Genomic DNA, 22,375 nt, shown 5'->3' with positions numbered 1-22,375 from the left:
CCAGACGACACACCAAAACAATTGGCACTGGCTAAACAAAACACCCTGTTGAGTTCTCAAAGAACAACCACACACCACCAACAACCAGAACCAAACCCTGGCCACCAGCGGGGCACTCGCTCCACTTTACTAGGTCGTATCTCCGTTGTCAACCGGTATCTCCCGGTTGGTGTCGATTCGACCCAGTACGCCCGCTACTGTCCGGCGCGCAGCAAGCTGTCACGCCTTCGTAGAAGTGGACTTGCAGGACGGCCGTCGCGACTCGGTCGCGCTCTCGCCCGTTTCCCTGCCGAGAGAGAACATTACCCCCCTGGTCGAGCAGGCTCCAAATCGGGTACCCCTGCCGTGCATCTGCCCAGTTCACGGCCCCTCCCCGGCCGGCCGACGACCCAACTGGCAGAGGATCCGCCGGGCGAGGTGGAGCGACCGGGCACCCGCCCGACCTACGGCTGGGCGACCTCGACCATCCCCTGGCGGACGCGCGTGCGCAGCATGGGCTGAGCGTTGGCCGCCGGTCCGTGCACCACGGTGCCGTCGGTCAGGCGGAAGGTGCTTCCGTGCCAGGGACACACGACGCAGGCGTCGGACCCCGATCCGACCATCTCGCCCTCGCCGAGCGGCCCGGTCTCGTGCGAGCACCGCTCGATCATCGCGCTCACCGAGCCGCCGGTGCGGAACAGGAGGATCGGCACGTCCTCCACCTTGCGTACCGCTGGTTTCCCGTCCGGAAGCGAGGAGAGCGATCCCACCCTCGTCCACTCCTGCGGTACCCGGCTGATCTCCGGCGCCGCTTGATTCATGCCGCCGCTCTGCGCGTACGACAAATGGCCGCCCAGGTAGGCACCGGCACCGGCGGCCGACAGCCCGGCCAGGGCGAGTCCCACGCCGCGGGCCTTGCGCCCGGAACCTCGGGCGATCAACGAGCTGACATAGAGGCCCAACGCCACGGTGTTCGCGGTGGCGTGCACCAAGCCCACCCGGCGCCGGTCGCTGGTCATCTGCGACCAGTCCATCAGCCCGGCGGCCATCGCGGCGGGCGCGCTCGCCACCCCGAGGGTGATCAGCGTCGTCGCCGCCCGCCGGCCACGCGGCATGAAGTCCAGCACCGAGGCCGAGACGAACGCGCCCACCGGAACCTGCACCAGGACCGGGTGCAGGGGATGACCCAGCCACGTGCCGTGCAACGCGTCCTGCACGGCACGTGGACCGGACAACTGCTGAACCCGGCCCTGCAGCCAGTCGCTCACACCATCGAGCACGCGGGCCCGTTCCAGCCGGGAGAGGATCTGCTGCAACATCTCAAGGCCATTCCCGCGGACCGGTCCGATAAACCGAAGCGGACCGGCACGCCGCCGTCAGGAAACCGGAGGTAGGGCGGAGCCGATGCCCCGGTGGAAGGTCGGGTACGCCCAGATGGTGCTGTGCAGAGTCGCGAGCGGGACACGCGCGTGCACCGCGAGCACGAGCGCGCCGATCATCTCGCCACCGGACGGACCGGCCGTCGTCGCACCGACCACCACGCCATCCGCCGCAATGATCTTGATAAACCCCGCGTTGCCGGGACCGTGGATGAATCCGCGGGACGTCTGCGGCAGCGGGACGTGTCCCACCCGCACGTCGAGCCCGGCGTCGCGGGCCTGCTTCCCGGTCATGCCGACGGCGCCGATCTCCGGGTCGGTGAAGGTCACCCTCGGACGCGCGCGGTAGTCCGCGGCCGGTCCGCCCTGACGGAGAATGTCGCGCACCGCGACGTCTGCCTCGTACATGGCCATGTGGGTGAAATTGCCGTTGCCGGTGACATCGCCGACCGCCCAGATCTTCTCCCCGGCACGCATCCATTCGTCGGTGGTCAGGAAGCGGGCGGTCGGGTCCAGCCCGACGTTCTCCAGCCCGAGGTCACCCAGCCGGGCCGCGCGGCCGGTGGCGACCAGGAGCTTCTCCGCCGTACGGGAGGTGCCGTCGCTCAGGTCCACGGTGAACTGCCCGTCGGCGTACCCGACCCGTTGCGCGCGTACCCCGGTGCACAGCCGTACCCCGTCCTCGGTCAGCGCGGCGGCGGCCGTCTCGGAGGATTCCGGCTCTTCCATGGCGAGGACACGCTCGCTGCCCTCGATCACCGTGACGTCCACCCCGAACCGGGCCATCACCTGCGACAGTTCCAGTCCGATCGCCCCGCCGCCGAGCACCACCAGCGAGCCGGGCAGGGTCTCGGCCTCGACCGCTTCCCGGTTCGTCCAGTACGGCGTACCGGCGAGCCCGTCGACCGGTGGCACCACCGCCGCGGTGCCGGTGGCGATGACCAGCCCACGGGAAGCTTGATATTCCTGGTCGCCGACGCGAACCCGGCCCGGGCCGACGATGGTGGCCCGGCCGCGGACGAACGTCCCGCCCTTGCCGGTGAAGCGGTCGACCGCGACCTTGTCATCCCAACTGTCGGTCGCCTCCTCCCGGATGCGTTTGGCCACCGGTGCCCAATCGGGGGTCTGCGTCGACGAGCCGGCCAGGCCGGGTATGCGGCGCGACTCGGCCAGCGCGTCGCCGGCGCGGATCATCATCTTCGTCGGCACGCATCCCCAGTACGGGCACTCGCCGCCGACAAGGCCGTGTTCGACGCCGACCACCGTGCGGCCGGACTCGGCGAGCCGCCCGGCCACTTCCTCGCCGCCGACCCCGAGACCGATGACCACCACGTCAACGTGTTGTGCTTCGCCCATGGCCCCAGCTTTGCACCGGATGGCACCGGGAGGCGCGGATGTCAGCGGATCTTAAGGTTCGTCGGCCGACGCGCTCGCCCGTACGGGTTGGGAGCGTTTCCGGTTTGCGCCGCGGGGAACGTTGTCGCGGGCCCTGCCGGACGAACGGACGAACGCAACGTGCCGGCAGAGCCCGCTCACTCCCACCCGGCGAACCGGGCGGGATGTCACGGTCGGAGCCAGACCGCCTCGTCGCGGTGTGACTCCAGGGGCGCCGGATAATCCAGGCCCCGGCGCACATCGTCGGGAAGCCGCCAAGGCTGGTGGACGGCCTTACCCTCGACGGACGCCAGTTCGGGTACGTAGCGACGAACGTACACGCCGTCAGGGTCGTACCGTTCGGCTTGGCGGATCGGATTGAACCGGCGGTAGGGCCGGGTGTCGTTACCGGTGCCCGCGGTCCATTGCCAGTTGCCCGAATTGTTCGCCACGTCGCCGTCCAGCAGCCAGCGGAAGAACCATTGCACGCCGGGCCGCCAGTCGACGCCCAGATGCTTGGTCAGCAGGGCGGCGGTGAGCAGCCGAGCCCGGTTGTGCATCCAGCCTTCGGCACGCAACTGGCGCATCCCGGCGTCCACCACCGGCACCCCGGTGAGGCCGTTCTGCCAGTGCTGGAGGGCGTCGTCGTCGGAGCGCCAGTCGTGGTCGCCGGACTTGCGGTACGCCCGCGTGGAGATCGCCGGGAAGGCGTTGGTCACCTGGTAGTAGAAGTCGCGCCAGGCGAGCTGCCGGACGAACGCTTCGGCGCCCGCCCCGCCCTTGTCCCGCGCCGCGTTCGCCACCGCCAGCGGTGAGACACAGCCGAACCGGAGGTACGGGCTGAGCCGCGAGGTGCGATCCGCGGCCATGTCGTCGTGCAGATCGTCGTACTGTCCGATGTGGTCGAGCCAGGTGCTGAACCGGCGCCGGCCGGCGGTCTCGCCGCCGGTCGCCGCGTCCGGGGATTCTCCCTTGGGCTGGGCCGGCATGCGGCCGACCGCAAGACCGTCCGGCAGCGTGATCCGGCGCGGCGTGGCCACCTCGTCGCGCCATTTGCTCGCCGCCCAGGACCGGTGATACGGCGTGAACACCTTGTAGTGGTCCGAGCTGCCGCCGGGTTGCACGGCTCCCGGGTCCACCACCGTGACGCCCGGGAACGAGCGCAACGCGATGCGGTGCTTCTCGCACTCGCGTTCCAGGTCGCGCTGGCGGCGCCGGGCGTAGTTGCTGACGTCGGCGGCCAGCGCGATGCCCTCGGCATGCACTTCGCGCGCCACCTTGATGGTTTCCGCGACCGGATCACCGCGGCGCACGACCAGGTCTGCTCCCTTGTCACGGAGAGTGTCACGCAGGTCGGCGAGCGCCTCGTGCAGAAATTTCGCCCGGTTCGCGGACAGTTCCTGAAGCTTCGGGTCGAAGACGAACAGCGGCACCACGCGCTCGGCGTTGGCGCAGGTGGCGGCCAAGGCGGGGTTGTCGCGCACACGCAAATCGCGGGTGAACAGGACGACGGCGGTCTTCATGCGGCTGCCACCTCCGTGCCGGGACGCGTAACCAGACTACGCAGCGCTACCGCGGCGCGACGACGATTCGGCACCGTGGCCCGCCGCACGAACACGTCGTAGTCGGCGGCCACGACCTCGTCGAGGATGCCGCCGTACAGCCGGTACGCGGTTCGCATGCACGCCTGCGAGCCCGGGTTCAGCATCGGGATGCCCGGCGCGGCCCGCCGGTAGTGCTCATGTGCCCGGTCCACCTCGTACCGGATGAGCGCCTTGATCTCCGGGGTGGCGCGCCGTTCCGCGAGGTCGTCGCGGGTCACGCCGAACGTGGCCATGTCCGCATCCGGCAGGTAGGTGCGGCCCCGGTCCAGGTCCTCATCCACATCCCGGATGAAGTTGGTGAGCTGGAACGCCAACCCGAGTTGGCGGGCCGGCTCGCGGGCCGCAGCCGGGTCGTGCGAGCCGAGGATCGGCAACATCATCGTGCCGATGACGGCGGCCGAACCTTCCATGTAGTCGAGCAGGTCCGCGTAGGTGGCGTACGAGGTGACCGTGAGGTCCATCGCCATGCTGCGCAGGAAGGACGCGAAGTCGTCCAGGTCCATGTCGAAGACCGCGATGGTGTGCAGCACGGCCGGCAGCAGCGGATCGTCGACCGGTTTGCCGGCCAGGCCGGCCAGGAAGCGCTCGGACCACGCGGTCAGCCGGGCGGCCCGATCCTCCGGCGGTAACGCTTCGGTGCGATCGACGATCTCGTCCGCATAGCGGGTGAAACCGTACAAGGCATGCACGTGCCGTCGCTTCCACCGCGGCAGCAGACGCGTCGCCAGGTAGTAGGTGCGTCCGTGTCGCCGGTGCAGCTCGCGACATCGCTCATAAGCCTCGTCCAGGTCTATATCCACCGCGCACCTCGCTAAAAACCGACTCAGCAATCGACTCAACTCATGTTACGTGGGTACTGTCATCCGCGTGCCCAACGACATCCTCACGCCCGTGATACCCCGCCAGTCCGTGCACGAAGACGGCTTGGTCCCGGCCGTCGAGGGAACCCTGGCTGACTTCCTCGCCAGTCAGATCGCCCAGCTCGACGCCGTCGACCCGGCCCTCGGTGGCTTCGCGCGCACCACTCGCGACCTGGTCCTGCGGCAGGGCAAGCGGCTGCGCCCGACGTTCGCCTACTGGGGGTGGCGTGGCTTCGCCGGCCCGCGCGAGCCGGTCGGCCCGATCCTGCCGGCCATCGCCGCGCTGGAGATGATGCACGCGTTCGCGCTGGTGCACGACGACGTGATGGACGCCTCGGCGACCCGGCGCGGTGCGCCGACGGCGCACCGGCTGCTGGCTGCGCAACACATCGCCGACGGTCGCCGCGGCGACCCCGAAAGGTTCGGTGACGCCGCCGCGATCCTGGTCGGAGACCTGTGCCTCGTCTGGGCCGACCAGCTACTCGCGCATGCGACGCTGCCCACGTCGACGCTGTTCGCGGCGCGCGCCCGATACGACCGGATGCGCGCCGAGGCGGTCGCCGGGCAATACCTCGACATGCTCGGCGAGCACCAGCCCGAGGCCTGGACGGTGGACCGGGCGCTGCTGGTCGCCCGCAACAAGACCGCCAGCTACACCGTGCAGCGCCCGTTGCAGTTCGGCCTGGCGTTGGCCGGCACCGACTCCGCCGTCGAGGACGCGTACGACCGGTACGGCACCGCGATCGGCGAGGCGTTCCAGCTCTGCGATGACCTGCTCGGGGTATACGGCGACCCGGCGGTGACCGGCAAACCGGCGGGCGACGACTTGCGTACCGGAAAGCCGACCGCGTTGCTGATGCTCGCCCGGCAGCTCGCCACCCCGGCCCAGCTCGCGGAGCTGACCCTTGACCCCGCCGGAGTCGTCAACCCCGCCGACGGCTCAAGCCCCCTTCGCATCGCCCAGGTGATCTCCGACACCGGCGCCCCGGACCGAATCCGCGGCCTGATCCGGCAACGGGTCGACGAGGGTGTCGCGGCGCTGTCCGACGCTCCGCTGCACGACGACGCGCGGGCAGCGCTGGTGGACCTTGCCGTGACGGCGACGCATCGGGCGGCATGATGAACCTGACATCTCGACCGCAGGAGCTGCCGTGCGTACCGTGACCGGGCCCACCGACCGGGTGGTCATCGTCGGAGCCGGGCTGGCCGGGCTCGCCTGTGCCCTGCACCTGGCCGCCGCCGGCCGTCGGGTGACCATCATGGAGCGAGCATTCGCGCCCGGTGGGCGCGCCGGCCGTCTCTCCCTGCAGGGTTACGAGTTCGACACCGGTCCGACCGTGTTGACCATGCCTGAACTGATCGCCGAGCCGCTGGGCGCGGTCGGCGAGAACCTGTCCGATTGGCTCGACCTGACGCCGCTGGACCCGGCCTACCGCGCGTACTACCCGGACGGCTCCACGTTGGACGTGCGGACGGACACGGTGCGGATGGCCGCGGAGATCTCTCGCGTCTGCGGCCCTCGCGAGGCCGACGGCTACCTGCGCTTCGTCGACTTCGCCCGGCGCCTGTGGCGGTTGGAGCGCACCGACTTCATCGACCGCAACATGGACAGCCCGGCCGACCTGCTGAACCTCAACCTTCTCCGGCTCCTGGGGATGGGCGGCTTCCGGCGGCTTCAACCCAAGATCAATCAATACTTCCGTGACCCGCGCACCCGGCGCATCTTCTCCTTCCAAGCGATGTACGCCGGACTGGCGCCGCAGGACGCGCTGGCCATCTACGCGGTCATCGCCTACCTGGACTCGGTGGCCGGCGTCTACCACCCCCGCGGCGGTATGCACGCGGTGCCCAAGGCGCTGGCCGGGGCGGCCGAGAAACACGGCGTCCAGATCCGCTACGACACCGACGTCGCGAAGGTCACCACGGCCGGCGGGCGGGCCACGGGGGTCATCACCGCCGACGGTGAGTACGTGCCCGCGGACACCGTGGTGCTGAACCCGGATCTGCCCGTCGCGTACCGGGATCTGCTCCCGCCGCGCCGCACCCGGCGGCTGCGGTACTCGCCGTCGTGCATGGTCCTGCACGTGGGATCGCGCCAGGCGTACACCCGGACCGCGCACCACAACATCCACTTCGGCGCGGCCTGGGCCGCCACCTTCGACGAGGTGATCCACAAGGGCCGCCTGATGAGCGATCCCTCCCTGCTGGTCACCAATCCGACGCACACCGATCCGTCGATCGCCCCGGCCGGTCGGCACTCCTACTATGTGCTGGCGCCCACGCCCAACCTGGAAGCCGCGGACATCGACTGGCGCGGCGGCATGGATCGGCGCTACGCCGACGACCTGATCCGCGTGCTGGAACGCCGCGGTTACGTCGGCTTCGGCGACGGGGTGGAGGTGCTGCGCGTCGTCAGCCCCGCCGACTGGGCCGCGCAGGGCATGGCCGCGGGCACCCCGTTCGCCTCCGCGCACACCTTCGGCCAAACCGGCCCGTTCCGCCCGGGAAACCTGCACCCGGCACTCGACAACGTGGTGTTCACCGGTTCCGGCACCCAGCCCGGCGTGGGCGTGCCGATGGTGCTGATCTCCGGCAAGCTCGCCGCAGCCCGGATCACCGGAGGCTCCCGATGACCCTGTCCCGCGAGAAACACCTCGTCGAACTCGTCGACACCGACGGACGACCCATGGGCGAGACCACCGTGCAGGAGGCACATCAGGTGCCCGGCCGGCTGCATCGTGCCTTCTCGGTCTTCCTGCGAGACGCGCAGGGACGTGTGCTGCTGCAGCAACGCTCGGCGGCCAAGACGCGGTTTCCGCTGCGCTGGGCGAACACCTGCTGCGGGCACCCGGAGCCGGGCGAGGACCTGGCCGTGTCCGCCGCCCGTCGCCTGGTCGAGGAGATCGGCGTCGGTGGCGTGGAACTGCGCGAGGTAGGGGTCTACACCTATTACGCCGAAGACCCGGCCAGCGGACGCGTGGAGTACGAATACGACCATGTGCTGGTCGGTGCCATGCCGCAGGGTCGAAAGCTGATGCCCGACCCGGACGAGGTGGCGGACCTGCGCTGGGAACACGTCGAAACCCTGATGCCGACGATCGGCGCCGACCCCCGGGCGTACGCGCCGTGGCTGCGCGGTGTGGCCGGTCTGCTCGTCGCACCCGGCACGCCGCCCGACGCTCCGGAGACCTCAGGTGGGCGATGAAGCGCTGACGGCCGGAGCGGTCGCACGCCGGCTCGGCGTCGCGGTCACCACGCTCCGCACCTGGCACCAGCGGTACGGGCTGGGGCCCAGCCAGCATGTTCCCGGCCGGCACCGGCGATACACCGCCGAGGACATGGACCGCCTCCAGGTGATGCGGCGGCTCACCGCACAGGGGGTGGCACCGGCCGAAGCGGCCGCGTGGGCACGTCGGGTGCCGGTGCCCCTGGACATCGGCACCGGACCGGACGATGTCACCGCCGACACACCCGAGCGGGAACCCGCCGCGGGCGGGCCCACCGCCGACGCCGCCCCCGGTGCCACCGACGACATGCCCGCACCCGGCATCGGAACACCTCGCGCCGCCCCTGGCATCTCGGGCCCCCGCCGCCCCGCGCGCGACGGCGGAGGGCTGGCCATCCCCGTCGGCCGGGCCGGGCCGACGGCACGCGGCCTCGCTCGCGCCGCGATGCGCCTGGACGCCCCCGCGGCCCGGGACATCCTGCAGTCCTCCATCGCCGGGCACGGGGTGGTCCGCGCCTGGGATGAGATCATCTTGCCCGTGCTGATCGGCATCGGCGCGCGCTATCAAGCCACCCAACGCTTCATCGAGGTCGAGCACCTCGCCTCCCGGTGCATCAGCGAAGTCCTCGGCGCGGTACCCCGGCCGTCGGCCACCTACCTGCCACGAGTCCTGCTGACCGCCGCCGACGAGGAGCAGCACACCCTTCCCCTGGAAGCACTCGCGGCAGCGCTCGCCGAGGCCGGTACGCCCACACGCATGCTCGGGGCACGCGTACCGTCCCGGGCCCTGTCCGACGCGGTAGCCCGCACCGGGCCGGCGGTGGTCGTGATGTGGTCGCAGCTACCCGAGACCGCTCACCCCTCCGACCTGGAACGACTACTCACCGGTCCGCGCCGCCCGATGCTCGTGGCGGCAGCCGGGCCCGGCTGGTCGCCGGAGGCGCTACCCGGCGAGGTGCCGATGCTCTGCAGCCTCGCCGACGCCGTACGGGTGATTCGGGCGGCAGCAGCGTGACCAGGTGTTTTCCGGACCGGGGATACCGGTTTGGAGGCTGGCCGGTCGATCACGTATGCTTTTGCTCGCCTCAAGCGAGGCCGGTTGGGGCCCACACCGCCGAGCATTGCCAGGTATGCAATGATGGCGGCGTTGCCCTCATCGTCTAGTGGCCCAGGACGCCGCCCTTTCAAGGCGGTAGCACGGGTTCGAATCCCGTTGGGGGCACTGCAGTACAGCTAGATAGCAAGGTCCTGTGGAGCAGTCGGAGTGCTCGCCGCCCTGTCAAGGCGGAGGTCGCGGGTTCAAGTCCCGTCAGGACCGCTCAGCGTTGTCGCGGCCAGGTAGCTCAGTTGGTACGAGCGTCCGACTGAAAATCGGAAGGTCGGCGGTTCGACCCCGCCCCTGGCCACCACGATCCGAACCGGGTCAAGCAAGCCCTCACCTGCGTTACCGCATGTGGGGGCTTTGTTGCACCGCCGGACACGGTCTTCCGCCTCGGCCACGCCGAGTTCTCCGGACGCCGCCGCCGCGATCTCACCACACCCCTTGGCGCTGCACCGGCGAGGGCTGGAACGCGCCCGCCGGCACGCACGACGTCGTCATCCAGCGCTACAACGACCCGAAGGGCAGCCCTTTCTCCGTCTACCGCATCATCGCCGAGCACGACGGCGTCTGGAGCACCATCCGCGCCAGCTTCGGAGAGACGATGAAGGCCGATCAGGAGGCCGATGACCTCGGTGTCGCCGCCATCCGCCGACTGATGGGCCTGCCACCGGCCGACGGATGAGTGCTGCCGCACTGGGCATGGACTCCACCGATGACGTCGGGTGCGTCTCGAAGTGGGTGCCCGCGCGAATGGAACGCACCGTGATCGGGCACCATGAGGCATGGCCTCACTGACGTCGTCGCTGCCGCCTGCCACCACGGAGATCCGCCAGTGGGTGCTGGGCACTGCCACCGAGCTCCGCGTGCTGCGCTCGTCCTTGCAGCAGACGCTCGTCAACGAGACCTTCTCGCCGAACGCGGAACTCGGCGACGTCCCGGACAAGATGATAATCGTGGCGACCGAACTGGCCACCAACGCGCTGCGGCACAGTCTGCCACCGACCATTGTGCGGCTCGGCCGTGCGGAGGTCGTTTTCGTGCTCGACGTGGCGGATCACGATCCGCTGGTCATTCCCGAGTTCGCCGAGGCTCGCCCGCCGGGTGCCGGCGGGCTGGGGCTTCAGCTCGCCCGAAAGCTGGCCCTCGACATCGGATGGTACGTGGAGGGCAAGACCAAGCACGTCTGGGCGCAGTTCGAAGCCCCGGCAGCTTGATTGCCTCACGGCTACGATCACGCCATGGCCGAACCCGACCACTGCATCACAAGTCACCACGAAGGTGATGTCGTCCGCCTCCGGCTCGGCGGAGAGCTCGACATCACCGTTCGTGACGACCTGCGGGACATCGTGCTGGCTGCGGTTGCCGAGGCCGGCGCCGGCGGCGTGATCATCGACTTCTCCGACACCGCCTTCATCGAGTCCGAGGCGATCGGTGCCCTGCTCGACGGTATGAACGCCGCCAAGGCGGAGAAGGTGCCGTTCCGCGCGGTCAATCCGCAGGGCCTGGTGCTGCGAGTGCTGACGGTTTCCGGCGTGCTGGAGCTGTTCGACGACTGAACGCCTGCGCCTGACCGGCTGCGGGACCCGCCGGCTCCACCACGTTGACGGTTCAGTGGGACAGCCGCCGCTGCGATCCCAGATCGGCGACCCGGCCCGCGGCATATCCCTGTCGCCGGCCGGTGCCCAGCAGCCTCCGCGGACCGACCTTCGTCAGGTGCGGGTAGACCTCGTCGCGTCGCCGTTCCACCTCGCTGGTGCGGTCACGCAGAACCAGCTCGGCGCCGGTGCCTGCGGACCGTTCCGCCTCCCGGGTGGCCGCCCGTTCCGCGGCAAGCAGCCGCCCCCGGACCGCCTCGGTGTATCCCACCAGCCAGGAGCGCCGGAACGCCGCAGGATGTTCACCGCTCGGCACTGCCGCCGCGGTCAGCCCATGCGCCGCTTGCACCAGCAACGACGTGAACAACAGCTCCGCCCGTTCCAGGTCGGCGTCGTGACCGAACAGGTGGGTACGCGCGCCGCCGCGGCGTTCCAGGTGCACCACCCGGCACCGCAGGGCCAAGGCGACCACGGCGAGCAGCGCAGCCTTGTCCCGGGCGTACGGCGGGACGACCGTCATCATGCGATCACCCACCGGATCCGGCGTACGGCCGTCGGCCGCGAGCAGCGCGCGATCGACACCGTACTTGGCGATCAGCTCGGCGGCCTTCGCGGTGAACGCCTCCGCCTCCGCCGGGGTGCAGGCGGGATCCTCGGCCTTGGCGAGCAATTTGCGTACGCGATCCAGAAGCGGGCTCACACTGCCGCCGGAAGGTCGCCGGTCGTGGCGGGGAGGCTCATGCCGCGCGGTGCCGGAGTGTGGCGACCGTGGAGCCGGCCAGCGCGAGCAGGCAGTCCGGCAGTTGACCGTCCGCGATGGCCGCGCTGAACAGGGCCTCCCCGGTGGACACGTCGCCGTTCACGTAAGCGCTGACGAACCGGGCGACCCAGCGCTTGTCGTAACGCGCCTGATCGATGCCGGGAAAGTCGAGGGTCCACGCCCCGCCGCTGGGCACGTTCTGCCCGACCATGGTGGCGGCCAGGCACCAGGCGACGTCGTAAGCGCCGACCACCCCGGAGCGGTCGACCACCGCATCGAAGGTGCCGACCACCGCGTCAGTGTCACCGGTCAGTGCGCAGTGCAGCACATTCGCGGCGTCGTCGATCGCGTGCTGTGGTACCTCCGTCACGCACCAAAAGGTACGTGGAGGGGTCAAGAATCGCACCGCCGACGGCCAACTCGTTGATTGCGCCACACGGAGAACACGGCCTAAGCGGGACGCAGCAGGCAGGTGATGCGGGCGGTGCACACCCGATCGCCCCGCTCGTCGGTGATCACGACCTCGTAGGTGGTCATGGTCCGTCCGCGATGCGCCGGCGTCGCCACCCCGGTCACCCGACCTGCGCGTACGGCCTTGTGGTGGGTGGCGTTGATGTCCACGCCCACGGCGACGGGCCGGTCCACGGTCTGTCCGTGCAGCGCGGCGCCGACCGAACCCAACGACTCGGCCAGCACGCATGACGCTCCGCCGTGCAGCAGCCCGAACGGTTGGGTGTTGCCCTCGACCGGCATGGTGGCCACCACTCGGTCGGGCGATGCCTCAGTGAATTCGATGCCCATCCGCTCGCCGAGCTCCCCGCCCGGGCCGAGAAGACTCAGGCCGTCAGATGCCTCGTCCACGGCGAGTCACGTTACCGTCTGCTCGGGTCGCGGACTCCGCCGCGGCACCCTACCGTTGAGGAACCCCTAGTCGAGGAGAATGATCGATGACCGAGCCGAAGGAAACCGTCGAGACCCGAGGTGAGGACCGGGTCGACCTGCTCGCCACGGACACTAACGGCGATGGCAAGCCCGACGTCTGGGTCTCCGACACCGACGGCGACGGCAAGGCCGATCTCTACCAGTTCGACACGGACGGTGATGGCAAGGTCGACATCACGATGGTTGACCTGGACGAGGACGGCACGCCGGACACGGTCGTCGACGGCGATGGGGGCATCCCTCCGCGCGACTGAGCGGAAGCGGCCTCTCCGGTCAGCTTCCGCCGAGCGCGCTCAACGCGACCCAGACGACGGCGACCGCCACCACGGTGCTGATCACCGCCCACGCGCGGCGGCGCCAGGTCCCGGACGCGGTGGGCGGGTCGATGGCTTCCGGATGCCCGAGCCGGATCAGCACACTGCGCTGCTGGCGAATCTCGTCGCGATGACGCTCGGCCGGGCCGGAGCGGCTGATCTCGACCGCCAGCCCGGCCTGGGCCCGTTGCAGGCGACGCACGGCTCGACGTGCCCGGTGACCGGCTCGTTCGTCGGCGTACCACCGGGCCGCCGCGCGCCGCGAACCGGAACGCAGGACAGCCAGCTCGCGATCCGTGATGACCTCCCGATCGTGCAGGGTGGAGAGCTGTCCGACGTAGTAGTCCGCCTCCCGGTCGTGCGCGCGGCGCACCAGGTAAAGGATCAGCAGGAGCGGCGGGAGACCCTTGAACACCAGCACGGCGAGCAACGCCAGCAGGCCGTTGCCCAGCCCGTCGCGCAGCAGCGGCGAGTTCCACAGCATGTGCGAGCCCCAGGCGCCCAGCATGGCCAGCGCCGCCACGCCGATCCGTTCCCGCCACCGGCGTTCCCGGTGCACCACCAGAAAGCCGATGCCCGCGCCGGCCAGGGCACTGAAGAGCGTATGGCTCCACACCCCAGCTAGGAAGCCACGCAGGAGGAAGGTGGCGATCACGGGCTGCGCCTCGTCACCCTGGCCGGCCAGCGCCACCGCGCCGAGCGCGTAGACGATGTCCTCGACGATCTGAAATCCCAGTCCCACCATGGCGCCGTAGACCACGCCGTCCAGGACGCTGTTGACATGCCCTCGGGCGACAAGCGCGATGGCCGCGATGCCCGCCGCTTTGGCGATCTCCTCGACGGTCGGGCTGGCGAGGGCAGCCCCCCAGTCCGCGGCAAGCGTCGGCGAACCAAGCTTGGCGACCAGGTCGTCCAGCGCCGCGCCGCCGGGCAGCGAGACGCTGGTTGCCACGAACGCGCCCCAGCCGAAGGCCATGGTCAGCAAGGCCGCCGGTTCCCGTTCCAGGAAGTCCAGCTCCACCACGAACCACCAGAACGGGACAGCGAGAAGGGCGAACAGGACGGTCGCGGTCAGCATGGCGCGGGGATATTCCGTGCCGAGGTGCACACCGATCGCGGTGATCCGGATCATGCCGGCCGCCAGCAGAGCGGCGACCACCCAGAACGCGGGCTGTCGGAGAAGGCCCGCGCGCAGGGTGCCGCCGGTCGGTGCCGGCCGCACCGCGGTCACGATTGCTCCGGAAATCGCAGGCTCATGGTGCTCCGCTCGACGGCGGACAGGCGGTGCCCCAGGTCCAGATCCGCCCCGGCGACGGTGACCTCCGCGGAGAGGCCGCTCGCGACGAACACGGCGTACCGGCCGCTGCGACCTGGGGCGGTGTATCCGCCTTGCAGCCCCTGCCGGCCGTAGTCGGTGGTGATGCTGCGCTGGGTTCCGGTGACCTGATAGCCAGGGGTGCCGGTGATCCGCGCGCGCAGGCTTGCCGCCGCGGCTTCCACGTCGCCGTGGAAGGGACGGACGGCGATGAGGTAGCGCACCGGCCCGAGCCGGAACAGCGCACTGCCCCGAAGATCGCCAGGTCGGGTCGCGGTCACGTCGAGCACCGCACCGGAGGGGGGAAGCACGGTCACCCCGGCACCGATCTCGTACCGTCGGTCCGGGCTGACCGGGCGGTTGGCCGGAAGCGCTGCGTCGACGGCGGGAAGACCGATGGCCAAGCCGGCCAGGACGGCGACGACGCCGAGCATGCCGAGGAGGTCGGTCAGCTGACGCCGCGTGACCTTCCCCATGGCACAACGTTACCGGTCAATGGCCGTCCGCTAATAGGTCGACACGGTGTTCCTGCCCGGAGACACATCGGTGACCGCGCGTCCGTCGGGCACGAAAAGGGGCGAACGCCTTCCCCAGCGCACGCCCCTCCTCGTTCTGCGGTCGACGGTGGTCAGTCGCCCTGACGCTGCGTGGGAATTTGCCCCTGCAGCAAGGCACGAACCTCCGACTCCCGGTAACGGCGGTGTCCGCCCAACGTCCGAATGGCGCTGAGCTTGCCCGCCTTCGCCCACCGGGTGACGGTTTTCGGGTCGACGCGGAACATCGACGCCACCTCGGCCGGGGTTAGTAACGGCTCAGGATCGTGCGTACGCGATGCCATCGGTCACTCCTCCACAGGTACCTACAGACATCGGCCGGGGTCCCGCCGGCCGGTGCGTACTTCATGGTCCGGCTAGTCCCCGATGTCCGACATGGGCCGAACGGCCGAACGTCCCTAGATAGATGGTTGAAGCATGCCCGATTTTTACGTGTTTTCTACGCCAGATAGTGTCTCGTTTGGACCGAAAATCGCGCTTCGTCGACTGTCGATCACGAAGGGTGTTCGACTTGGCGACCCCGTCGAGCCGCCCTCGCGTCTCACCTTTCACACATTTGCGCAGGTCAATTGCATCGTTCCAGCAGTTGCACCGCCCGCCACCGGGCGACGAGCTTCTCGTACACCTCGGTGGCCTGATCTGCATCACCACGAGACAGGGCAGAAAGGCCGGCTGCCACCAAACCGGGCGAATCGTCCTGCTGGAGATCGTCATCCGGCAGCAGACTCGTCAAACCGCCATAGTCGAGTTCCACCACCGAACGCGGATGGAACTCCTCCAGCCAACGCGTGCCCTCCTCGACCGCCTCGGTGATCGGCGCATCGCCCAGCGACTTGCGGAGCACCGAGACGCCGCGGTGCGCCCGCCGGCGGGCCTTGGAGATCTCCGTCCGGTAGCGCAGAGTGCGCCGCTCGCCGGACAGCGCGATGTCCCGCTCGTCGAGGTCCACGAACACGAACCAGCGCAGCGGCACACCCCAGGTCGCGACCTGTTCGTGCACCCGGGGCACGCCCCGCTCCAGCACCTTGGCCCCGCTGCGCCAGTCGTCCACGATCGCCTTCGCCTGACCGGCCAGCACGGGCGGCACGAAGGCATCGGCCAGCACCGTGGGCACGCCGTCGCGGGCGTTCAGCGCCGCCTCGGCCACGCGCAGCCGCAGGTTCCACGGGCAGACCAGCAGCGAGTCGCCCCACTCCAGCATGTACGCCTCGTCCGGGAGGTCGGGCAGCCGGGTCCAGCCAGCGCCCAGCGCCTCCAGCACCGCGGTGCGCTGCCGGACCGGACCCTCCAGCGGTCCCAGCGCCCGCCCCTCACGGGCGTACCGCCGCCAGAAGATCTGCCGGTCCCGGTCGAAGGCAGTCAGGGGTTCGTAAACCCGCAGGTACGAGGCGAACAGTGACGGCACGGCGCGATCCTTTCACGAAAAGACGCACCGTTGGCTCCCCCGTGGGGGCCTAAGCTTCCCAAGTGTCCGGCCCATCCACGGCTGGGCCAGCATATCGACCCCACGAGGGAGAGATTCGACAATGGGCGTGTTCGATCACAGCGACGGCAGCGAGGCCGCGCACGAACAAGTCGTCTTCTGCCAGGACCGGCACACCGGCCTGCGGGCGATCATCGGCATCTACTCCACGGCGCTCGGCCCGGCGCTCGGCGGGACCCGGTTCTACCCGTACGCGACGGAGGAGGACGCCCTCAGCGACGTCCTGCGTCTGTCCCGGGCGATGGCGTACAAGAACGCGCTCGCCGGTCTGGATCTGGGCGGGGGCAAGGCGGTGATCTGGGGCGACCCGGCACGCCTCAAGAGCGAGGCGCTGCTGCGCGCGTACGGCCGGTTCATCCAGTCGCTCAACGGCCGCTACTACACCGCCTGCGACGTCGGCACCTATGTGCCGGACATGGACCTGGTGGCCCGGGAGACCCGGTTCGTCACCGGGCGCAGCCCGGAGCACGGCGGGGCCGGCGATTCCTCGCTCCTCACCGCATGGGGAGTCTTTCAGGGCATGCGTGCCGCCGCGGAGCACGCCTGGGGAAACCCGACGCTCGCCGGACGGCGGGTGGGCATCGCCGGGCTCGGCAAGGTCGGCAAATACCTGGCAGGTCACCTGATCGAGGACGGCGCCCGGCTGGTCGCCACCGACGTCAGCGAGGCGGCGCGGGACTGGGCGCGGCATGCCCACCCCGAGATCGAGCTGGTCGCCGACACGGACGCGTTGATCACCGCCGACCTGGATGTGTACGCGCCGTGCGCGCTCGGCGGCGCGCTCGACGACGACACGGTCTCCGCACTGCGCGCCCGCATCGTCTGCGGCGGGGCGAACAACCAGTTGGCGCACCCGGGTGTGGAGAAGCTGTTGGAGGAGCGCGGCATCCTGTACGCGCCGGATTACGTGGTCAACGCCGGCGGCGTGATCCAGGTGGCCGACGAAATCGAGGGGTTCAACTTCGACCGGGCCAAGCTGCGGGCCACCGGGATCTTCGACACCACCCGGCGCATCCTGGAGTTGGCCGCGCAAGAGTCGGTGCCGCCCGCGGCGGCTGCCGACCGGCTGGCCGAACGACGCATGTCGGAGGTCGGCAGGCTGCGGAGCCTGCACCTCAGGTAAGGAACAACACAACTCGTGCCCGTGTCACACGCAACCCGAGGTGCCGAAGCGGGCATCGCCCATGTACCGTAAGAGCCACGAGAGATGCCTGACGTCATCGGGGCCCGCCTTCGGGCTGCCCCGAATTCTGTGCGAGGGGGTCGAGCCATGGGGCGCGGCCGTGCTAAGGCCAAGCAGACGAAGGTGGCGCGGGAGTTGAAATACCACTCCCCGAACACCGACCTCACCGCCTTGCAGCGCGAACTGGCGGGTGCCGGTAAGTCCGACCATCGCTACGACGACGACCATGACGAGTTCGTCGACGACGACGCGGACGACGCGGACGACGACCAGGAAAGCTGGTCGCCGACAAGGCGCTGACCCGTCTCGCACCGAGCACGCGGCTTTACCGCGTGCTCGTGTGTGCGGTGGTCACATCAGATGTTCTCGAGCCCACGCGGGTCGGCAGTTTCCGCGTGGGCCAGGACCCTCCTCGATCCCGCGTCTCGACCGGGACTCCGAGCCGGGTCGCGGAGCACCTCGGCGCCGCTCAGCGGGGCCGGTTGTTCCAGTTGTAGAACGTCGGGATGTTTTCGAAGTGGTTCCACGCGCAGACCGCCGTGCCGCCGTCGCCCGCACGCTGGTCCTTCACCGCCGCAACTTCATCGCGCCGCGCGCGAGCCACTCCCGCCTCCGCGATGAGCGCGGTCAGCCCGCGCCGGGCGTTCTCCATCCGGTCAGACAGCCGTGGGCTGCTGGTGGTCTCGGACATGGTCCAGGACTCCCTCCAATAGGCGGATCTTGCTGTTGCGGCAGTGCTCGGTCTCGGTCACGTCGAACCGGCCTCGCTCGAAATATCGGTTTGCCGCGTGTCCCCCGCCGCAGAACCCGAAGTACGGGCACCGGGCTCGACAGGCCTCGACCCCGTCCAGGAACTCGCCGATCCACGGAGTCCGCGTCACGGCGCCGTCCAGGATGTCGGCCAGCGGGGTGTGCAGCACGTTCCCGCTGACGAAGTCGCCGTACCGCTTGTCGGAGAAGCCCGCCAACTCGGGTGAGAGCAGCACCACCGAGCCGTCGTAGGCCACCGTGGGGATGGGGTCCAGTTCGCGGGGCAGAACCCGGTCGGCTGTGCCGTCCAGCACCGCTTCCGCGTATCGCAAGGTCCACTCGATCTCGCGCAGGTGAATGCGCGGGTCACGGCGCCAGGCGGCAACCATCTCCGACCAGAAGCCGCTCACATCGGCCGCCGGGTGCCGGTTGTCTCGTGTGTTGACGCCCTCCTGCTCTTCGACGTTGATACCGAGCACGTCGCAGCCCAGGTCGAGGAAGTACGCATAGAGTTCGGCCGCCAGCCCCGGCGCCGGGCGGCTGACCACGCACAGCGCCGAGAACGGAATGTCATGTCGGCGCAGCGCCTCGATGCCACGCACGATGCGGTCGTAGGCCGGTCTGCCGCCCCGGCCGATCCGATCGGCGTTGCGGGCGGCCGGCCCGTCGACGCTGACACTGACCCGGATCTGGCGACCGCGGAACATTTCGCACCAGGCATCGTCGATCAGCGTCGCGTTGGTCTGGACGTGGTGCTCCACGTCGTCGTCGAACTCCGCGAGCAGCGCGAGCAGGTGTTCGCGCCCGCTGGCCAGCGGCTCGCCCCCGTGCCAGACGACCGAGAACCGCCCGGAACGCGCCCATGGACGCACCGCCCCGGCCACCGCCCTCGCCACCGAGACAGGCATCCGCCGGTCGCTGCCGCGGAACGGGAGATAGCAGTAGGAACAGTTGAGATTGCAGAGAGTGGTGGGCTGCATGACCACGTAGCTCGGGGTGGTAGCGATGCCGCGCATGCCGCTCCACGTCCCGTCGCCCACGTGATTCACCTCCCGACGCCTCATCCTCTCCGGCTGAGCACAAACAAATGATCCGCATGTGTCAGACATCGACACACGCGGATCATTTCACACCGGCACAACTCAACCGCGCGTGTGCTGACCCACCATCTGCACCTGTCCGGTGCCCTCGATGACCTCGCCGACCTGCCACGCTTCCACACCGCGGCCGGTCAGGTAAGCCATCGCACGGTCCGCATCATCGGACGAGACGATGGTGAACATGCCGACGCCCATGTTGAACGTGGCCTCCATCTCGCCGTCCTCGATGCGACCCTTGGCCTGGATGAGATCAAAGATCGACTGCGGGCGCCAGGTCGAGCGATCCACCACGGCATCGACGTGCTCGGGCAGGATGCGAACCAGGTTGCCGGGGATGCCCCCGCCGGTGACGTGCGAGAACGCCCGTACATCGGCCTCCTCGATGAGGCCGAGACAGTCCTTGGCGTAGATCTGGGTGGGGGTGAGCAGCTCCTCACCCAGCGTCCGCTGGCGGCCGAAGTCATCGACCACCGTGTCGAGCCGCATCCGGCCGGCGCCGAGCAGCACGTGGCGGACCAGGGAGTAGCCGTTGGAGTGCAGGCCCGAGGACCGCATCGCGATCACCGCGTCACCGGGCTCGACCCGGTCCCGGCCGAGGATCTCGCTCTCTTCCACCACACCGACACCGGTCGCGGACACGTCGTACTCGTCCGGGCGCAGCACGCCGGGGTGTTCGGCCGTCTCGCCGCCGAGGAGCGCGCAACCCGCGTACCGGCAGCCGTCCGAGATGCCGGCGCCGATCTCGGCGACCTTGTCCGGCACCACCTCGCCGCAGGCGATGTAGTCCAGCAGGAAGAGCGGCTCGGCGCCGCAGGCGACCAGGTCGTCCACCACCATGGCGACCAGATCGATGCCGATGGTGTCGTGGATGTCCAATTGCTGCGCGATGACCAGCTTGGTGCCCACCCCGTCGGTCGACGAGGCGAGGATCGGGCTGCGGTATTTGCCGACGTTCAAGCGGAACAGACCTGCGAAGCCGCCCAGGTCGCCCATGACCTCCGGGCGAGTGGTCTTCTTCACCTTCGACCTCAGCAGCTCCACCGCCTTCTCGCCGGCGCCGATGGAGACACCCGCTTCGGCGTACGTGACCGCCCGCTTACGCCCGCCACGCGCCGACCCCGCCGTCCACGGCTGGACATCGGCGTTACCGGGCCCGTTCGATCCGGCACTATTGCGCTCGGACACGTGCGTCACGTTCGTTCCCTTCGCCGGTGCTGATGGTGCGGGTCACGGGTGCTGTAGAGCGTTGGCACCGCCCGGACTGTACTCCCTGGCCTCGTACTCTGCTTCCAGCTCGGCCACCGCGGCGGTGCTCTCCTGCGGCGTGGCATCGGGCATGGTCGCCCGCTTGCCGACGCTCTCCAGCAGGTGCTTGCCGATCAGATGACCGGCCGGCAGTTCGATCGGGTACTGCCCGTCGAAGCAGGCCATGCACAGCCGCGTCTTGGGCTGTTCGGTGGCCTGCACCAAGCCGTTGAGGGAAACGTACCCGAGGGAGTCGGCGCCGATCGAACGACGTATGCCGTCCAGCTCCAGACCGTTGGCGATCAGCTCGGCCCGGGTCGCGAAATCGATGCCGTAGAAGCACGGCCACTTCACCGGCGGTGACGAGATGCGCACATGCACCTCCAGCGCGCCGGCCTCGCGCAACATCCGGATCTGGGCGCGCTGCGTGTTGCCGCGCACGATGGAGTCGTCGATCACCACGATGCGCTTCCCGCGCACCACCTCGCGCAGCGGATTGAGCTTGAGCCGGATGCCGAGCTGACGGATGGTCTGCGACGGCTGGATGAAGGTCCGACCCACGTAGGCGTTCTTCATGAAGCCCGCGCTGTACGGAATCCCGGACTCCTCGGCGTAGCCGATGGCCGCCGGGATGCCGGACTCCGGCACACCGATCACCAGGTCGGCCTCGGCCGGGTGCTCACAGGCCAGCCTGCGGCCCAGTTCCACCCGCGCGGAATAGATGTTGCGCCCGGAGATCGTGGTGTCCGGGCGAGCCAGGTAGACGTACTCGAAGAGGCAGCCCTTGGGCTCCGGCGCGGCGAACCGGGTGGAACGCAGACCGTGCTCGTCGATGGCGATGATCTCGCCGGGCTCGACCTCGCGCACGAAGCTGGCGCCGGTGATGTCCAGGGCGGCGGTCTCGCTGGCCACCGCCCAACCGTGCTCCATCCGGCCCAGCACCAGCGGCCGGACGCCCTGGGCGTCGCGGGCGGCGTACAGCGTGCCCTCGTCCATGAAGACGAAGCTGAACGCGCCGCGCAGCCGCGGCAGCACCTCGATTGCGGCCGCCTCCACGGACAGATCCGGCCGACTGGCCAGCAACGTGGTGACCACGGCGGTGTCCGAGGTGGCCTGGTCGGGTTCCAGCCCGCGGTCGGCGACCTCGCGGGCCAGCTCAGCGGTGTTGACCAGGTTGCCGTTGTGCGCCAGGGCGATCGTGGTGCCCGCCGTGGTGGCACGGATGGTGGGCTGCGCGTTCTCCCAGTTGGACCCGCCGGTGGTGGAGTACCGGGTGTGTCCGATCGCCAGATGGCCGCGCAGACTGGCCAACGTCGGCTCGTCGAAGACCTGGGAGACCAGGCCGAGGTCCTTGTAGACCACCACACCGGAACCATCGCTCACCGCGATGCCCGCGGCCTCCTGGCCGCGGTGTTGCAGCGCGAACAAGCCGAAATAAGTGAGCTTCGCGACCTCTTCGCGCGGAGCCCAGACTCCGAAGATGCCGCAGGCGTCCTGCGGGCCGCGCTCCTGGGGGTCGAGATCGTCGGTCAACCGGCCGTCGCCTCGGGGCACCTGCTCGCTCCCTCACGGTGTGCTGCAGAGCAATCACGGTGTGCTGCTAGTAATAC

Annotated in this window: 25 protein-coding genes and 3 tRNA genes; 13 read left to right on the top strand and 15 right to left on the bottom strand. The window is 69.6% G+C overall.

The window, feature by feature from the left end:
- Window positions 1-443 precede the first annotated feature (443 nt).
- The 4 genes from IEY73_RS16015 to IEY73_RS16000 all read right to left on the bottom strand — a co-directional run bounded on the left by IEY73_RS16015 (window position 444) and on the right by IEY73_RS16000 (window position 5,136).
- Entirely contained in the window at window positions 444-1,298 is an 855-nt protein-coding gene (locus IEY73_RS16015; RefSeq protein WP_189079997.1) for a Rieske (2Fe-2S) protein, read from the bottom strand.
- Window positions 1,299-1,355: 57 nt separating this feature from the next.
- Window positions 1,356-2,714: a dihydrolipoyl dehydrogenase family protein gene (locus IEY73_RS16010; protein ID WP_189079996.1), complete on the bottom strand. Its 1,359-nt coding sequence runs from the start codon at window positions 2,712-2,714 to the stop codon at window positions 1,356-1,358.
- A gap of 206 nt (window positions 2,715-2,920) precedes the next feature.
- Window positions 2,921-4,255, bottom strand: a complete 1,335-nt coding sequence (locus tag IEY73_RS16005) for a cryptochrome/photolyase family protein (RefSeq protein WP_189079995.1) — start codon at window positions 4,253-4,255, stop codon at window positions 2,921-2,923.
- A complete protein-coding gene (locus IEY73_RS16000) occupies window positions 4,252-5,136 on the bottom strand; it encodes a phytoene/squalene synthase family protein (protein WP_189079994.1) in 885 nt (294 codons plus the stop codon). Before IEY73_RS16000 ends, IEY73_RS16005 begins: the two co-directional genes overlap by 4 nt.
- A 67-nt stretch (window positions 5,137-5,203) precedes the next feature.
- Between IEY73_RS16000 and IEY73_RS15995 the strand changes: the two genes are divergently transcribed.
- The 10 genes from IEY73_RS15995 to IEY73_RS15950 all read left to right on the top strand — a co-directional run bounded on the left by IEY73_RS15995 (window position 5,204) and on the right by IEY73_RS15950 (window position 11,080).
- Window positions 5,204-6,316, top strand: coding sequence for a polyprenyl synthetase family protein (locus IEY73_RS15995; protein WP_229715865.1), 1,113 nt, complete (start codon window positions 5,204-5,206; stop codon window positions 6,314-6,316).
- A 31-nt stretch (window positions 6,317-6,347) separates the two neighbouring features.
- Window positions 6,348-7,829 carry a phytoene desaturase family protein gene (gene crtI, locus IEY73_RS15990; RefSeq protein ID WP_189079993.1) on the top strand — a complete coding sequence of 494 codons (1,482 nt, stop codon included), beginning with the start codon at window positions 6,348-6,350 and terminating at the stop codon, window positions 7,827-7,829.
- Entirely contained in the window at window positions 7,826-8,401 is a 576-nt protein-coding gene (idi, locus tag IEY73_RS15985) for an isopentenyl-diphosphate Delta-isomerase (protein ID WP_189079992.1), read from the top strand. Before crtI ends, idi begins: the two co-directional genes overlap by 4 nt.
- Window positions 8,391-9,437, top strand: coding sequence for a MerR family transcriptional regulator (locus IEY73_RS15980; RefSeq protein WP_189079991.1), 1,047 nt, complete (start codon window positions 8,391-8,393; stop codon window positions 9,435-9,437). Before idi ends, IEY73_RS15980 begins: the two co-directional genes overlap by 11 nt.
- Window positions 9,438-9,571: 134 nt before the next feature.
- Window positions 9,572-9,644 (top strand) — tRNA-Glu (locus tag IEY73_RS15975).
- A 22-nt stretch (window positions 9,645-9,666) separates the two neighbouring features.
- A tRNA-Asp gene (locus tag IEY73_RS15970) sits at window positions 9,667-9,740 on the top strand.
- A 14-nt stretch (window positions 9,741-9,754) separates the two neighbouring features.
- Window positions 9,755-9,831: transfer RNA gene (locus tag IEY73_RS15965), tRNA-Phe, on the top strand.
- A 42-nt stretch (window positions 9,832-9,873) separates the two neighbouring features.
- On the top strand, window positions 9,874-10,206 hold the full coding sequence (locus tag IEY73_RS15960; protein WP_189079990.1) for a hypothetical protein: 333 nt from the start codon (window positions 9,874-9,876) through the stop codon (window positions 10,204-10,206).
- A gap of 100 nt (window positions 10,207-10,306) precedes the next feature.
- Entirely contained in the window at window positions 10,307-10,738 is a 432-nt protein-coding gene (locus tag IEY73_RS15955) for an ATP-binding protein (RefSeq protein WP_189079989.1), read from the top strand.
- Between the two features lie 24 nt (window positions 10,739-10,762).
- On the top strand, window positions 10,763-11,080 hold the full coding sequence (locus IEY73_RS15950) for an STAS domain-containing protein (protein ID WP_189079988.1): 318 nt from the start codon (window positions 10,763-10,765) through the stop codon (window positions 11,078-11,080).
- A gap of 52 nt (window positions 11,081-11,132) precedes the next feature.
- Here IEY73_RS15950 and IEY73_RS15945 read toward each other — a convergent pair whose 3' ends face one another.
- The 3 genes from IEY73_RS15945 to IEY73_RS15935 all read right to left on the bottom strand — a co-directional run bounded on the left by IEY73_RS15945 (window position 11,133) and on the right by IEY73_RS15935 (window position 12,680).
- A complete protein-coding gene (locus IEY73_RS15945) occupies window positions 11,133-11,819 on the bottom strand; it encodes a DUF2786 domain-containing protein (RefSeq protein WP_189079987.1) in 687 nt (228 codons plus the stop codon).
- Between the two features lie 37 nt (window positions 11,820-11,856).
- Window positions 11,857-12,249, bottom strand: coding sequence for a hypothetical protein (locus IEY73_RS15940; protein ID WP_189079986.1), 393 nt, complete (start codon window positions 12,247-12,249; stop codon window positions 11,857-11,859).
- A gap of 80 nt (window positions 12,250-12,329) precedes the next feature.
- On the bottom strand, window positions 12,330-12,680 hold the full coding sequence (locus tag IEY73_RS15935) for a hotdog fold thioesterase (protein ID WP_189080011.1): 351 nt from the start codon (window positions 12,678-12,680) through the stop codon (window positions 12,330-12,332).
- A gap of 146 nt (window positions 12,681-12,826) precedes the next feature.
- Here IEY73_RS15935 and IEY73_RS15930 point away from each other — a divergent pair, with 146 nt between their 5' ends.
- A complete protein-coding gene (locus IEY73_RS15930) occupies window positions 12,827-13,075 on the top strand; it encodes a hypothetical protein (protein ID WP_189079985.1) in 249 nt (82 codons plus the stop codon).
- Between the two features lie 19 nt (window positions 13,076-13,094).
- On the opposite strand, the gene IEY73_RS15925 is transcribed toward IEY73_RS15930, so the two are convergent.
- The 4 genes from IEY73_RS15925 to IEY73_RS15910 all read right to left on the bottom strand — a co-directional run bounded on the left by IEY73_RS15925 (window position 13,095) and on the right by IEY73_RS15910 (window position 16,409).
- Window positions 13,095-14,366, bottom strand: a complete 1,272-nt coding sequence (locus IEY73_RS15925) for a PrsW family intramembrane metalloprotease (protein WP_229715864.1) — start codon at window positions 14,364-14,366, stop codon at window positions 13,095-13,097.
- Window positions 14,363-14,926, bottom strand: a complete 564-nt coding sequence (locus IEY73_RS15920; RefSeq protein ID WP_189079984.1) for a hypothetical protein — start codon at window positions 14,924-14,926, stop codon at window positions 14,363-14,365. Before IEY73_RS15920 ends, IEY73_RS15925 begins: the two co-directional genes overlap by 4 nt.
- Before the next feature lie 152 nt (window positions 14,927-15,078).
- The gene (locus tag IEY73_RS15915; protein WP_014687221.1) at window positions 15,079-15,288 is read right to left on the bottom strand and encodes a BldC family transcriptional regulator; all 210 of its coding nucleotides are present in this window, start codon (window positions 15,286-15,288) and stop codon (window positions 15,079-15,081) included.
- 281 nt (window positions 15,289-15,569) lie between these two features.
- On the bottom strand, window positions 15,570-16,409 hold the full coding sequence (locus IEY73_RS15910) for a DUF8083 family protein (RefSeq protein ID WP_189079983.1): 840 nt from the start codon (window positions 16,407-16,409) through the stop codon (window positions 15,570-15,572).
- Window positions 16,410-16,530: 121 nt separating this feature from the next.
- Between IEY73_RS15910 and IEY73_RS15905 the strand changes: the two genes are divergently transcribed.
- Entirely contained in the window at window positions 16,531-17,610 is a 1,080-nt protein-coding gene (locus IEY73_RS15905) for a Glu/Leu/Phe/Val family dehydrogenase (RefSeq protein ID WP_189079982.1), read from the top strand.
- Window positions 17,611-17,757: 147 nt separating this feature from the next.
- On the top strand, window positions 17,758-17,970 hold the full coding sequence (locus tag IEY73_RS15900; protein ID WP_189079981.1) for a DUF3073 domain-containing protein: 213 nt from the start codon (window positions 17,758-17,760) through the stop codon (window positions 17,968-17,970).
- Between the two features lie 169 nt (window positions 17,971-18,139).
- Here IEY73_RS15900 and amcA read toward each other — a convergent pair whose 3' ends face one another.
- The 4 genes from amcA to purF all read right to left on the bottom strand — a co-directional run bounded on the left by amcA (window position 18,140) and on the right by purF (window position 22,319).
- Complete coding sequence (gene amcA, locus IEY73_RS15895) at window positions 18,140-18,361, bottom strand: multiple cyclophane-containing RiPP AmcA (RefSeq protein ID WP_189079980.1); 222 nt, start codon at window positions 18,359-18,361, stop codon at window positions 18,140-18,142.
- Window positions 18,327-19,436, bottom strand: coding sequence for a cyclophane-forming radical SAM peptide maturase AmcB (gene amcB, locus IEY73_RS15890; protein ID WP_189080009.1), 1,110 nt, complete (start codon window positions 19,434-19,436; stop codon window positions 18,327-18,329). The genes amcA and amcB overlap by 35 nt, the downstream gene beginning before the upstream one ends.
- 126 nt (window positions 19,437-19,562) lie before the next feature.
- Window positions 19,563-20,714, bottom strand: a complete 1,152-nt coding sequence (purM, locus tag IEY73_RS15885; protein ID WP_189079979.1) for a phosphoribosylformylglycinamidine cyclo-ligase — start codon at window positions 20,712-20,714, stop codon at window positions 19,563-19,565.
- Between the two features lie 33 nt (window positions 20,715-20,747).
- Window positions 20,748-22,319, bottom strand: a complete 1,572-nt coding sequence (purF, locus tag IEY73_RS15880; protein ID WP_189079978.1) for an amidophosphoribosyltransferase — start codon at window positions 22,317-22,319, stop codon at window positions 20,748-20,750.
- Between the last annotated feature and the right edge of the window lie 56 nt (window positions 22,320-22,375).

It is taken from the genome of Mangrovihabitans endophyticus, from assembly GCF_014646155.1.
Classification (GTDB): Bacteria; Actinomycetota; Actinomycetes; order Mycobacteriales; family Micromonosporaceae; genus Actinoplanes; species Actinoplanes endophyticus.
Note: the sequence above shows the minus strand (reverse complement) of the source record. Positions and strands in the feature narration are given on the sequence as shown.

Bases quoted from the DNA above. Each gene is read 5' to 3' on its own strand.
- idi (WP_189079992.1), top strand. From the start codon at position 7,826: ATGACCCTGTCCCGCGAGAAACACCTCGTCGAACTCGTCGACACCGAC.
- IEY73_RS16005 (WP_189079995.1), bottom strand. From the start codon at position 4,255: ATGAAGACCGCCGTCGTCCTGTTCACCCGCGATTTGCGTGTGCGCGAC.
- IEY73_RS15905 (WP_189079982.1), top strand. From the start codon at position 16,531: ATGGGCGTGTTCGATCACAGCGACGGCAGCGAGGCCGCGCACGAACAA.
- IEY73_RS16015 (WP_189079997.1), bottom strand. From the start codon at position 1,298: ATGTTGCAGCAGATCCTCTCCCGGCTGGAACGGGCCCGCGTGCTCGAT.
- IEY73_RS15955 (WP_189079989.1), top strand. From the start codon at position 10,307: ATGGCCTCACTGACGTCGTCGCTGCCGCCTGCCACCACGGAGATCCGC.
- amcB (WP_189080009.1), bottom strand. From the start codon at position 19,436: ATGCGCGGCATCGCTACCACCCCGAGCTACGTGGTCATGCAGCCCACC.
- IEY73_RS16010 (WP_189079996.1), bottom strand. From the start codon at position 2,714: ATGGGCGAAGCACAACACGTTGACGTGGTGGTCATCGGTCTCGGGGTC.
- IEY73_RS15950 (WP_189079988.1), top strand. From the start codon at position 10,763: ATGGCCGAACCCGACCACTGCATCACAAGTCACCACGAAGGTGATGTC.
- amcA (WP_189079980.1), bottom strand. From the start codon at position 18,361: ATGTCCGAGACCACCAGCAGCCCACGGCTGTCTGACCGGATGGAGAAC.
- IEY73_RS15915 (WP_014687221.1), bottom strand. From the start codon at position 15,288: ATGGCATCGCGTACGCACGATCCTGAGCCGTTACTAACCCCGGCCGAG.
- IEY73_RS15920 (WP_189079984.1), bottom strand. From the start codon at position 14,926: ATGGGGAAGGTCACGCGGCGTCAGCTGACCGACCTCCTCGGCATGCTC.
- IEY73_RS15935 (WP_189080011.1), bottom strand. From the start codon at position 12,680: ATGGGCATCGAATTCACTGAGGCATCGCCCGACCGAGTGGTGGCCACC.
- IEY73_RS15960 (WP_189079990.1), top strand. From the start codon at position 9,874: ATGTGGGGGCTTTGTTGCACCGCCGGACACGGTCTTCCGCCTCGGCCA.
- IEY73_RS15900 (WP_189079981.1), top strand. From the start codon at position 17,758: ATGGGGCGCGGCCGTGCTAAGGCCAAGCAGACGAAGGTGGCGCGGGAG.
- IEY73_RS15930 (WP_189079985.1), top strand. From the start codon at position 12,827: ATGACCGAGCCGAAGGAAACCGTCGAGACCCGAGGTGAGGACCGGGTC.